Annotated in this window: 9 protein-coding genes and 1 tRNA gene; 3 read left to right on the forward strand and 7 right to left on the reverse strand. The window is 67.5% G+C overall.

Features of this window, described 5'->3' with window-relative positions:
• Positions 1–131: 131 nt before the first annotated feature.
• Both WA944_RS04425 and WA944_RS04430 read left to right on the forward strand, forming a co-directional pair.
• Positions 132–204, forward strand: a tRNA-Lys gene (locus WA944_RS04425).
• A 229-nt stretch (positions 205–433) separates the two neighbouring features.
• On the forward strand, positions 434–853 hold the full coding sequence (locus WA944_RS04430) for a ChaB family protein (RefSeq protein WP_526372402.1): 420 nt from the start codon (positions 434–436) through the stop codon (positions 851–853).
• Positions 854–877: 24 nt separating this feature from the next.
• Here WA944_RS04430 and WA944_RS04435 read toward each other — a convergent pair whose 3' ends face one another.
• The 4 genes from WA944_RS04435 to WA944_RS04450 all read right to left on the reverse strand — a co-directional run bounded on the left by WA944_RS04435 (position 878) and on the right by WA944_RS04450 (position 5,636).
• Positions 878–3,562, reverse strand: coding sequence for a S15 peptidase family protein (locus tag WA944_RS04435; protein WP_526609475.1), 2,685 nt, complete (start codon positions 3,560–3,562; stop codon positions 878–880).
• Between the two features lie 132 nt (positions 3,563–3,694).
• On the reverse strand, positions 3,695–4,363 hold the full coding sequence (locus tag WA944_RS04440) for an MspA family porin (RefSeq protein WP_526609473.1): 669 nt from the start codon (positions 4,361–4,363) through the stop codon (positions 3,695–3,697).
• 120 nt (positions 4,364–4,483) lie between these two features.
• Positions 4,484–4,855, reverse strand: coding sequence for a hypothetical protein (locus WA944_RS04445; RefSeq protein WP_526372409.1), 372 nt, complete (start codon positions 4,853–4,855; stop codon positions 4,484–4,486).
• A gap of 553 nt (positions 4,856–5,408) precedes the next feature.
• Positions 5,409–5,636 carry a DUF3618 domain-containing protein gene (locus WA944_RS04450; RefSeq protein ID WP_526372408.1) on the reverse strand — a complete coding sequence of 76 codons (228 nt, stop codon included), beginning with the start codon at positions 5,634–5,636 and terminating at the stop codon, positions 5,409–5,411.
• 154 nt (positions 5,637–5,790) lie between these two features.
• Here WA944_RS04450 and bcp point away from each other — a divergent pair, with 154 nt between their 5' ends.
• A complete protein-coding gene (gene bcp / locus WA944_RS04455) occupies positions 5,791–6,273 on the forward strand; it encodes a thioredoxin-dependent thiol peroxidase (RefSeq protein WP_526372398.1) in 483 nt (160 codons plus the stop codon).
• A 385-nt stretch (positions 6,274–6,658) separates the two neighbouring features.
• Here bcp and WA944_RS04460 read toward each other — a convergent pair whose 3' ends face one another.
• The 3 genes from WA944_RS04460 to WA944_RS04470 form a co-directional block, all read right to left on the reverse strand.
• Positions 6,659–7,990: a dipeptidase gene (locus WA944_RS04460; protein WP_526609471.1), complete on the reverse strand. Its 1,332-nt coding sequence runs from the start codon at positions 7,988–7,990 to the stop codon at positions 6,659–6,661.
• Positions 7,991–8,016: 26 nt separating this feature from the next.
• Positions 8,017–8,409, reverse strand: coding sequence for a holo-ACP synthase AcpS (gene acpS / locus WA944_RS04465; RefSeq protein WP_205390443.1), 393 nt, complete (start codon positions 8,407–8,409; stop codon positions 8,017–8,019).
• A gap of 23 nt (positions 8,410–8,432) precedes the next feature.
• Positions 8,433–12,369, reverse strand: a 3,937-nt coding sequence (locus WA944_RS04470) for a beta-ketoacyl synthase N-terminal-like domain-containing protein (RefSeq protein WP_526646433.1), incomplete at its 5' end; no start/stop codon positions are given.

Consider the following 12,369-nt stretch of genomic DNA (forward strand, 5'->3'; position numbering starts at 1 on the left):
AGGACTGTTCAACCGACAGCGAACAGTCTACGGCCAGATCCGACAAGGAGCACGATCGTGAGGAAGCTCCGGCCCCCACGGGGACGTTGTGATTTCTCCGTCTGCCGCCAGCCTGTTATTGTCTCTCACGCGCGCCGTTAGCTCAGTTGGTAGAGCAGCTGACTCTTAATCAGCGGGTCCGGGGTTCGAAACCCTGACGGCGCACTTCAGCACTTGATGCTTCTGCACTGCAACTCGAGACAAGTACCCCGCTCAGGCGGGTTTCTTGTCGTTTCTCGCGACGCCCACGGCCCTTGCCCGCCCGTTTGGCCGCGCGGACAGCGGGTACTGCTGACCAAGGTGGTCGCGATCATCTGAGCGAGCCTGGCAACTGGGCCATACGCCGAAACAGTCCGGCACTCTCGCGGCCAATGGATTCGGAAGGAGCGGCGCCATGCCCATGACCAAGAAGAGCGGCAAGCCGAAGAAGAAGGAACTGCCCAGCACGCTACGCAAGTCCGGTAAGAAGGCTCAGCGCACGTTCGCCAAGGCGCACGATGCAGCGGCCAAGGAGTACGGCGACCGCGAGCGCGCCCACCGCGTCGCCTACAGCACGTTGAAGCGCAAGTTCGAGAAGGTGGGCGACCACTGGGAGAAGAAGGACAAGAAAGGACCGTCGGACGAGCGCGCCCGTAGCGGCGGCCCTAATCCCAAGGGCAAGACCGCCGAGGGAGTCAACGCAAATGCCACCAAGAAGCACCTCACCGAGGTCGCCCGCAAGCTCGACATCCCGCGTCGCACGACGATGAACAAGGACGAGCTGGTCTCCGCGATCAAGAAGGCCAACCGTCGCGAAACCGCTCGCAACCGCTGAGTCGCGCTGACCGCGCCCGACTGCTTACGCCGCGACCACGTCCTCCGCGGCTTCGGCCGCCTCCTCCACCACCGCGGCTGCAACGGTCGGCAGCGCGATCTCGATGTCGCCGACGTTGATGAAGCCCCACTGGAGGAAGTTCTCGTACGGGGTGGCCGAGCCGACCACCTGCAACGTCAGAGTGTCGCCCGGTGACATGGTGTACGCGATCTGCTCCAGGTCGACGGTCACCGTGTGGGTACGTCCGTCCAGCGTCACCGGTACCGGCGTGACGAGATTGCCCAGCACGAGCCCGGTTGCCTCGTTGACCAACTGGGCATAGATGTGCCGGCTGGTCCCGAGTCCCGAGTAGCTGAAGGTCAGGACCGGCGCTCCGACGATCTCGGTGGTGGTCTCCGGCCCCGGGATCTCGACGTCGAGTGCCAGCCAGGCTTCCGAGGCCACCGCCGGCGACAGCACCAGCGGTGTGGGTGACTCGGTCTGCGGCCCGGAACCGCCGAGCAGTGGAATGAGGGGTAAGAATCCGCCGGACCCCGTGGTGATGAGTGGATCGCCGTAGAAGGCCGGATCGGTGGGCAGCAGATCCGACGAGTGATAGTCGCCGTTCTGGTCGAACCACTCGAACCGTGGACCGGTCGGGACCAACTCGTTTCCGTTCACGTACTTGTCCAGCCAGGCCAGCGTGGAGTTGATGAGCAACGGTGTCTGCAACGGATTCTCCGGGTCCAGGCAGATGCCGTGCCCGCCGCAGGCCCAGATCATGCTCACCGGAGTTCCGGCTTCGTCGAGCAGCAGTGCGTTGGTGACGGACTGCGCGAGGGTGAACAGCCCGTCGGCGGTCCCCTGGATGAGCAGTGTCGGCGCCGTGATGCTACTCACCAGAACGGTGGGGCCGCTGCTCGCCAGGATGGCCTGCTGGCTCTCGGTGAGGATGCCCAACAGGTCTCCGAGGATGAGTGCGGGGTAGATCTGCGAATTGATCCGGGCACCGGCCTCGAGGAGATCCAGCCCGAGCAGGGTGCCCCAACCGTCCTTGAACGCCGCCGTCGGGTAGAGGGCTTCGATCAGCGAGTTCCACGCGATGACCGGGACGATCGCCTCGATGCGGTCGTCGATGCCCGCCGACACCAGCTGGATGCCGCCGCCGTACGAGCCGCCGACCATGCCCATCGTCGGATCCCCCGGCGCGTCCAGTTCGGTCTCCGGCCGCGTGGCGACCCAGTCGATGATGGCCTGTACGTCGCGGCCTTCGAAGAACGGATTGTCCAGCTGCAGCACCCCACCGGATGCGAACTCGCCGCGGGGATCCCAGGTGACGACGTTGTAGCCGGCGTCACGTAGCGGCACCAGGCCCGGGACGAGGTCGAAGACGATCGTTTCGGAGGTGGGGTCGATGTTGCCCGCGCTGCCCAGCCCCGGCCCGTTGAGCACCGTCGTGGCGGTCTCGCCCGCCCCGAGTCCGCTCGCCGGGAAGAAGTTGGTGCTGATCTGCACACCGTCGAATGAGGTCACCATCGTGGTGAACGCCACCGGTGCACCTTCAGGCACCAGTGCGCCGACGTTGACGTCGATCGGCGCGAAAACCCGGTAGCCGATGAACGGCTGCAGGATGGCCCCCAGGATGGGCACCTGCCGCAGGCCCAGCACGATCGGCTGGACGAAGTCGCCGAGGATCGGCACCTGCTCCAGCAGCGCCACCAGCGCGGTCTTCTGGCTCACCATCACGGTGAACTGCTCGATGCCGCGCGAGTCCACCACGGACAGATCGGGCAGGAAGGAGAACGTGCCGTCGGTGTTGAGCGTCACCTTTCCGCCCTGGTCCGGGTCGTCGACGAGGGTGTAGATCAGCGGACGGCCGCGGGAGTCCGTGGCGCCGACGTCGCCGTAGATGACGCCGTTGGTGAACTCGAACGTCGCGCTCACCGAGATCGGTCCGCTGGCGACGAGCTGGTCGCGGCGCGCCGCCGCGGCCATCGCCCATTCCAGCGGGGTGCCGGTCGGAGGCGCTGACGGCCCATCCTCGGCGAAGGGGTTCAGCACACCGTTGACGAGTTGGAAGACGGCGTTCACCGGAGCCGTCGGCTGCGACGTCGACTCCGTCGGGTCACCCGTCGTCGGCGGCACTGCCGTCGTCGTCAGCGTCGGCCGGGCGACCGGCGTCGCCTCGGCCGGCGCCCGGCCGGCGGTTGCCTTCGGGCTGGACAGCCAGGCCCCGGCCTGTTCGGTGGCCGTCGTCTCAGCAACGTTCTGGGTGGCGGTCTCGGAGTTGTCGCGGGATCGCTGGCCGGAACCGGAGCCCGAGGACACCGGTCCGTGTTGCGCATCGAGGTCCGAGTCACCGGTCTCCGTCGAGTCCGCGGCGGGCTCCTCCACCAGGTCGGGTTCGTCGGCTGCCTCGGCGTCGGCGTCGTCGTCTGCCTCGTCTGCCTCATCATCGGCGTCTGCGTCATCGGCGTCGTCAGCGGTGTCCGCCTCGGCGTCGGTGTCCGAGGCGTCGGAGGCTGCCGAGTCTCGGTCCGCCCTCTTGCGCTCCGAGGTCGTTGCCGATGAACCGCCGGAGTCGTCAGCGCCCTGCGAGGACGTGTTCGATTCCGGTCCCCCCGACGCGGGTTCGGCGGCCGCGACGCCGTGGCCGGTGAAGACCGCCGACCCGACCCCGAAGGCCACCGCGAGTCCGCCGACACGACCGATATACCTTGCAGCGCTCATGGTTCCCCCAGGGCAGACGAGCAACGCGGCAAACTATATCCCCGGCGATCTCCACGAAACCGGCAAATAGCGGGATATGTAACAATCAGATTTCGACGCCGCGGGGGCCTGCGTGGTGGCTGGAACCGGTGCCTAAACCTTCGTCGTCTCGCCGTAGTAAGCCAGGATCGCGTCCGAGACGTCGGTGGAGCGGGTCAAGACCGCGTACGAACGGATGAACGACTCACCGACACATCCGTCGATCTTGATGCGGAAACCGTCGACCATGACCCACGGCTCGGCGCCGGTGAACTCCTTCTCGGCGACCGTGACGACGTTGATGATCCCCGGCTTGAGGCCGATGGTGATGGCACCACCCAGGTTCCCGGCAACGCCGGGGAGGATGGCATCCGGGAACGGCCCGATGACGTCGACCCCGAGGACGCCGATCGAGGGAGTGATCCCCGCAGTGCCCGTCAGTGCCACACCGTTCGACGTGCTCATGTCGATACCGCAGCCGATCTGATAGCCGACTTCGAGCATGCCGCGCGGGGGCTCGTCCTCGGACGGACCTGTCATGGACCCGGTGTAGGTGCCGCCGACCTCGTACTCACGCGTCGACAGCGCGGTGGTCAACGGCGCGATGGGCCGTTGAGTTTCCTCCTCGGCCGCCAAGGTGAGAGTCCATCCGTCCGGGCTCGTGGTCGTCACCGGTGGCGGGGACACCACCATGCCGGTCGGCGCCTCCGCCACGGGCGCGCCTGCCACCGGGGACGACGCTTCCGCGGCGACCGGTTCGACCGCGGGCTCCGCCGCCGCCACCGGAGCGGATCAGCACAACTCACCCCCTTCTCGGGCGTTATCAGGCCGTGGCCGTAAAGGGAACTTACCGTGCCTAAATACCCGACCGACGCGCGGTGGCGCAGAGGGCTTCCAGCCCGGTCAGCGGGCGCCGGGTCCGGGCTGGCCCAGGAGCGGGTTCGCCTGGCCGCCACCTGGCGCAGTGTGCTCGCGTTGGTGCTGCTGGATCGCGTTCAGCAACGGATTCTCCTTCATCAGCTGACGCCGGTCCTCGTCGGAGAGCTCGTAGAACGTCCACATTCCCCACGCCGCGGGGCGGACGTAGAGAGTGACCTTCTGCCGCTTGCGGGGTCCCTGCGGCAGCATCGCCGGGATCGGCACCACCCTGTCCAGGGTCACCGCGCTCACGAATTCCTGGGCGATTTTGTCGACGTCGGTCCCATCCTGGAGCTCGTACACCGATGACTGGTGGCTGGGCAGGGCAGGGCCCTGCAGGGCGAGAAACCACGCCATGGTGCCGTCTCCTCTACTCGTCGTGGACAGCGCCAGCGTAGAGGACACCTGCACCGGCGGCGTGTGCGGTGTCCCGCGGCGTGGGGACCACACCGGCACTTCGCGGCGAATGTCTCTGCCGTCTTCCATCCACGGCCTGGAACAACCGCGGGAAATCGGCAGTCGTCGCTTCATTCATGTGCTGGATATCGGCTTTGATGCGCGTCACCGACGGGCAAAAAAGCCGCCCGACAGTAACGGCCGTCATTGCTCGGGGAACATATATGGCCGTTGCGCTGGGCAGAAGGCACGCGGTGATGCTAGGGTCTGTTAGCTGGCACGGACGATCGCTGCGCCACACGCGGCCAGCGAGTGCGAAATGAGGAATTAGCTGATGTCAAGCTCTTGCGAACCGGTGGCCTCCGGCGCCGACGGCGAGGACACAGCTATCGCCGTAGCTGCGCAACGGCCTGTGGCGGTGCACTCGTGCAGCCGCCTCGGTCGCGTCGCCAACCCACCCGGATTCTCGCTCGCCACCTGGTTGCGTTCCGGTCGCCTGCGCTGACCCGTCGGCTCAGCGTTGCCGCAGCCGGCGCACTGTCAGCACGAGCACCAAGGCGCCCACCGCCGCCAGCGATATCGCAACCGGGGGCTGTTTGACGAACCGCACCACACCGGCCTTGAGGTCCTCGGCGACCCGGCTGGGGTTGGCCCGAGCGGCGAGCGAATCGACCGTCGACGCCAACTGCTCGCGCGCCTCGTCGATCTCAGCCTTGATGGTGTCGGGATCCCGGTCCGCCACTTCTGCCTCCGCTGCCTCAACGCCGTTCCACGTCGCCATCGGCGACGATCTCTTGCATGCAGTCTCCGAACACCCTGCCTTGCCGAACTACCCTAGATCAGCCGGTGCGCACCGCAGCGCTCCGGTCGACCGATCGATCAGAGGAACACCGCCGATGCCGCAGACCCAACGACTCGAAGTGGGCGACAAAGCCCCTGCGTTCAGCCTTCCCGACGCCGACGGCAACACCGTGAAGCTCTCGGACTACAAGGGCCGGAAGGTCGTCGTGTACTTCTACCCAGCCGCGTCGACGCCCGGCTGCACGAAACAGGCCTGCGGGTTCCGGGACAGCCTCGCCGATCTCAACGACGCCGGACTCGACGTCGTCGGCATCTCCCCGGACAAGCCGGAGAAGCTCGCCAAGTTCCGCGACGCCGAACATCTCACCTTCCCGCTGTTGTCCGACCCGGAACGGGAGGTTCTCGAGGCGTGGGGCGCGTACGGCGAGAAGAAGATGTACGGCAAGACCGTGCAGGGGGTGATCCGCTCGACCTTCGTGATCGACGAGAAAGGCACGGTCGCAGCGGCGCAGTACAACGTCAAGGCCTCGAGTACGGATACCAAGATCGCGCGCTTCATCTCGGAGTTCGGCGGATAGACCAGCGCTGATTGCCGAACGCCTCTCGGGTACGTATCCTCGAAGACGTTGCGTCACGCAGCCAGGTCGGGCTGCCAGCGGGCCGTTCACTTCCACCGCCCTCTGGGAAACGCCACCAGGCCGAGCCGACCACCCCATCTTGCGGTCGCCAGAATCCGAGAAGCGCGCCGACTCCGGCAGGGAGTTGAGGGCATGAGGCGGCGAATGACCAATGGAAAACCGATGCGGCGGGTGTAACAGGCCTGTCCTGATCGATGAGAAGCTGTGCCCGAGCTGTGTTGCGCGACAGCAGCAGCAACCAGCACTGTTGACGAAGTTGCTGTTGCGGCGACGATCCACCCTGGCCCGCCCTCGCACCGGGTGACCGGCTGCGGGGCGGCCTGAGCTACATCGAGCCGAGACCCTGCAGCAGCAGCGCCTCGGCTGTAGCCGCACGCTCGAGAACACCCAGATGCAGGCTCTCGTTGATGCTGTGCGCCTGCGTGTCCGGGTCTTCGACGCCGGTCACCAGAACCTTGGCCTCCGGGAACGCCTCCGCGAACGAGGCGATGAACGGAATCGATCCTCCGACACCGGTATCGACCGCGTCGCATCCCCATGCGTCCCGGAAAGCCTCGCGGGCCACGACGTACACGGGCCCGGCGGCATCGATCGCGTACGGCTCGCCGAGGTCACCGGGAGTGACTGTGACGCGGGCCCCCCACGGTGCGTGTGACTCGAGATGTCGGGTCAGCGCGGCGAGATGATCCGCAGCGGCGCCGCCGGGCGCAACCCGCATACTGACCTTGGCCCGGGCCCGCGGGATCAGAGTGTTGGACGCCTGCGCGATCGGGGTGGCGTCGATGCCGATGACCGTGATCGCCGGCTTGGCCCACAACCGTTGTGCCACCGAGCCTGAACCGAATTCGTGCACCCCGTCGAGCAGCCCGGTGTCTGCGCGGACCCGCTCGGGGGTGTAGTCGACGTCCGCTGCGGCGGCTTCGTGCAGGCCCGCGACCGCGACGTTGCCGTCATCGTCGTGCAGGCTGGCGAGCATCCGCACCAGGACGCTGAGCGCGTCCGGCACCACTCCTCCCCACATCCCCGAATGAAGACCGTGGTCGAGGGTGGCGACCTCGACCACACAGTCCGCCAAGCCGCGCAGCGACACGGTCAGGGAAGGCACGTCGGTGCTCCAGTTGTCCGAATCCGCGATGACGATGACGTCGGCGGCCAGCAAGTCATGGTGTGCTGAGAGCAAGCGCGACAGCGACGGCGAACCCGACTCCTCCTCCCCCTCGACAAAAACCGTCACCCCGACCGGCGGCTTGCCACCGTGGGCCCGGAATGCAGCCAGATGCGTTGCGATGCCGGCCTTGTCGTCAGCAGTCCCGCGTCCGTAGAGCCGCCCGTTGCGTTCGGTCGGCTCGAACGGGGGCGACTGCCATTGCGAGGGGTCGCCTTCCGGTTGCACGTCATGGTGGGCGTACAGCAGCACCGTCGGCGCCCCGGCTGGGGCGGGGTGGCGGGCGATCACCGCCGGAGCCCCTCCCTCGGCGACGATCCGTACGTCACCGAAACCCGCCTCCGTCAACAGCTTCGACACCGCGTCGGCGCTGCGTTGCACCTCGGGGCGGCGGGCGGGATCGGCCCACACGGACTCGATGCGCACCAGGTTCTCGAGGTCGGCCCGCACCGAGGGCAGCACGTCGCGGACGCGCTGGACGAGATCGCTCATGGTGTACACGCTAGTGCTGCCGGGAGTCAGCGCTCCTCGAGCACCGCGACGGCGGCGGCGGTGTCGGCCTCATGGGTCAGCGACAGATGGATCGTCACCTCTTTGAGGTGTTCGGCGATCGCCCCCGACAGCCGCACCCGAGGCCGCCCCCACATGTCGGTGATGACCTCGATGTCACGGTGGATGCCCTCGGGCAGCACCGGCCTCTTGGAGAACCGCGACCCGGACCACGCCTTGATCACCGCCTCCTTGGCCGCCCAACGCGCGGCCAGGTGGCGCGCCGCCGACGAACTCTTGTCGGCGGCGTCGCGGCGCTCACCCGGGGTGAACGTCTCGGCGAACACCGTGCCCGGCCGGTCGACCTGTTCGGCGAATTCGGGAATGGATACGAGGTCGATGCCTATCCCGACTATGCCCACACCGCAGCACGCTATCTCACCGGTCAACGCTGATACGCGCCGTCCTCGCCGAGTCGTGAAGCCGCATCGAGCAGCATGGCCGCCTCCTGCACCTTCTCGGGATGTTCCTGGTCGAAGCGGCGCCCGTCGGGCCGCTCGTACATCGGCCGCCCGCCGGCGATCGCCGACGCCAGCCTGCGCTGCCCGGCCAGGCTGCGCTCCTGCGCCTGAGCCGCGTAGGTCTCCCGCTGCTCGGGACTCAGCGACGCGAGGAACGCCTGCGGGTGTACCAGGGCGATCAGACCCGACACGTGACCGAATCCGAGGCTGGTTACCAGGCCCGCCTTCAACGGGTATCTCTCGCCCATCCGCAGCGTCTCACGCGGCCACACGAAGTGCGCGGAGGTGGCCAACTCGTCGTCGACGCAGTCCAGGCTGCGGTTCGGCGGGATGACGCCGTCGCGCAGGATCTGGCACAGGCCCATCGTCTGGAAGACCGCCGCGCCGCCCTTCGCGTGCCCGGTGAGGCTCTTCTGACTGACGATGAACAGCGGCGCGCCCTCGGACCGACCCAGCGAGTCGGCGAGCCGCTCATGCAACTCCTGCTCGTTGGGATCGTTGGCCAGCGTCGAGGTGTCGTGCTTGGAGATGACGGCGATGTCGTCGGCACCCACGCCCAGCCTGTTCAGAGACTTGGCCAACACCGACTCGCGGCCACCGCGACCGGCACCCAGAGCGCCGAGGCCGGGAGCGGGGATCGAGGTGTGCACACCGTCGCCGTAGGACTGCGCGTAGGCGACCACGGCCAGCACCGGCAGCCCCATCCGGAGCGCCAGGTCGCCGCGAGCCAGCAGGATCGTGCCGCCGCCCTGCGCCTCGACGAAGCCCAGCCTGCGCCGGTCGTTGGCGCGGGAGAACTTCGAGTCGCTGATGCCCTTGGCCCGCATCACCCCGGTGTCAGCGGTGGCGGCCATGTCACCGAAGCCGATGACGGCTTCCAGTGTCAGGTCGTCATAGCCACCGGTGACGACGAGCTCTGCCTTGCCCAGCCGAATCTTGTCGAGCCCCTCCTCGAGCGAGACAGCCGCTGTGGCACACGCCCCGACCGGGTGGATCATCGAACCGTAGCTGCCCACGTAACTCTGGATCACATGTGCAGCAACCACATTCGGCAGAGTCTCCTGCAGGATGTCGTTCGGCTTGTTCTTGTCGAGCAGATTGCCGTGGAACATCGCCTGCATCGAGGTCAGGCCGCCCATGCCGGTGCCCTGCGTGCTGGCAACCAGGCTGGGATGCACCCACCGCATCAGCTCCGTCGGCGAGAAGCCGGCGGACAGGAATGCGTCGACCGTCGCGACGAGGTTCCACAGCGCCACCCGGTCGATGGAATTCGCCATGTCCGGCGTGATGCCCCAGACCTGCGGGTCGAATCCGGTCGGGATCTGCGCGCCGACCGTGCGGGACAGCTTCGACTTGCGCGGCACGCGGATCTCGGTACCGGCCTTGCGGATGACGGTCCAGTCGGTGCTGTCGGGCACCTGACTGATGACCGTGTGCTCCGGGTCGAACTCCACGAACGCCCGCGCATCGGCCTCGGACGACACCACGAAGGAGAAGTCCTTGTCCAGGAACACCGACACCAGCAGCGGGGCCGAGTGATCCGGATCGATGGCCGCGTCGCCGACGAACTCGCGAATGCCGACGCGCTCGACGACCACGTCGTGGTACTTCTCGACCAAGTCCGCTTCCTGGACGAGCTCACCGGATTCGGTGTCGTACCAACCCGGTTGAGGGTCGTCTTCCCACTTGATCAAACCTGTGGTCCATGCGAGCTCGAGAACTCCGGCCGCCGACAGTTCATTGTCGACCTCCATCTCGAACCGGGTGCGCGACGAGCCGTAGGGCCCCAGCTCCGCACCACCGACGATGACGACCAGATCGGCGGGGTCGACGTCGAGGTCGGCCCAGTCCGGTGCGGGCGCCAGGGTGGCCGGACGCGGCGGCGACGGCAGCGCGGCGATCGTGTGATCGGCGGTCTCGTCGTCCTCGGCCTCCTCAGCCGGTGCGGCAACGTTCTCGCGGGCCTTGGTGGCGAGCTCGGACAGATCCAGCTCGGCCTCCGCCAGACCGCCTGTCAGGTCGGCCTGCACAGGCTCGCGAGCAGCCGCCACCTTGGTCTCGACGTCGCAGAGGTCCAGCAACATGGCCGCCATCTGCTCGGTGGAGTAGGTGGTCACCCCGGCTTCCTCGACCGCATCGACGATGACGTCGTTGTGGCCCATCAGGCCGGTACCGCGGGTCCACCCGATCAGCGCATGCGCCAGGCTGACGCGCTGCGCCCAGGACGTTTCCGCCTTCCAGCGGGACACCACCGCGTCCAATGCCGCCTTCGACTCGCCGTACGCGCCGTCACCACCGAACATGCCGCGATTCGGCGAGCCGGGCAGCACGACGTGCAGGCGGGCTGCGATGTCGCGGTCGGCACTGATGTGAGACAGCCCGCCGATGAGCCGCTGCACGGCCCACAGCAGAACCTTCATCTCCATCTCGGAGCGAGATCCGGCGTCGGAGAGGTCTCCACCCACCCGCGGTGCCGCGAACGGGAACAGCAATGTCGGGGTCAGCGCATCCTTGATGTGGATCGATTTCGGCCCGAGGCTCTCGGTCTGCTCCGTGCCGACCCACTCGACCAACGCGTCGATGTCGTTGTAGGACGCCATGTTCGCCGGCAACACCCACAACTGCGCACCGAAGCGGGCGTTGTCGCGGTAGAGCTGACGGTAGAAACCGAGCCTGCTGTCATCCAGCTTGGAGGTGGTCGCGACCACGGTGGCGCCACCGTCGAGCAGCTGGGCCACCACCGAGGCGGCGATCGAGCCCTTCGACGCGCCAGTCACCACGGCGACTTCCTCGCTGTAGCGACCCTTGCCCGGGTTCTCCGCACCCGCTGCGGCGCGGGCGTAGAGCGAGGCATGCACGTTGCGACCTGCGGCCAGCGCCTTGCCTTGCCAGTAGGTCGCCTGGGTGCCCACGACGTGACCGGTTCCCTCGAACCGCTCCGACAGGCGCGGCCAGTCGGCCTCGATGTCGCCTTCGTCCAACAGCCAGATCTTGACCAGGTCCTCACGCGCGCTGGCCCACCGGTCGTCGAACAGCACGGCCTTGCGCCCGTCGAAGGACGGTGCCACCAAACGTGGCCAGTCCGAACCGAGTTCGGCGGTGACCAGGTCGATGAGCTTCGCGTCCGCCGACGGCTCGGGGGTGACGGCGGGAACGCTCAGGCCCAGCTGATCCAGGATGGCGCGGGCCGCGTTGGCGAGCACCCCATCGGGACCGGTGACCTGCTGGGCGAACTCACCGAGCGCGGCGGAGTCGACCACTCCGCCACCAGCACTTGCGGCGGACGGAAGCGACACCGACACACCACGGCGCGCGCCGACAGCGGCGACCGCGGCGTCGATCGCCTTGTCGACGCTGGCCGCGTCGGCCAAGGCGCCGTCGTGCAGTCCACCCAGTGCTCCGCCGCGGACACTGGAACCCTCGCGGGTGCCCAGCGCCACCTCGACGGTGGCGTGCTTGACCCAGCCGTCGCCGAGCTCCCAGGTCTTCTTGACCCGCTCGGCGATGTAGGCAGGCCGCTTGCCGGACGGCCCGAAGATCGTGCGCAGCTGGTCGTTGATCGCATCGGAGAGCACCGGGCCGAACGGCTTGTAGGTGCGGGCCAGCTTGGTCACCTGACCCTTCAGTCCGGCCAGATCCGCCTCGGCGGCACCGTCGATGGCACCGAGGTTGAGCTCGGATCCGAGATCCACCAGCATCTGGTTGCGTCGCGATGAGGCACCGTCGGTGATCGACTCGATGGAGTCGAGCGGTTCGATCTGGTCGATGCGGATCTTGGCCGAGAGCGCGATCAGCGCCGTGGTGGCATCGGCAGCGTCGAAGGTCAGGTCATCCGGGCGCGCGCCACCGCTCGGTGCGGCG

Origin of the sequence: Mycobacterium sp. (assembly GCF_049683355.1) — a bacterium.
Classification (GTDB): domain Bacteria; phylum Actinomycetota; class Actinomycetes; order Mycobacteriales; family Mycobacteriaceae; genus Mycobacterium.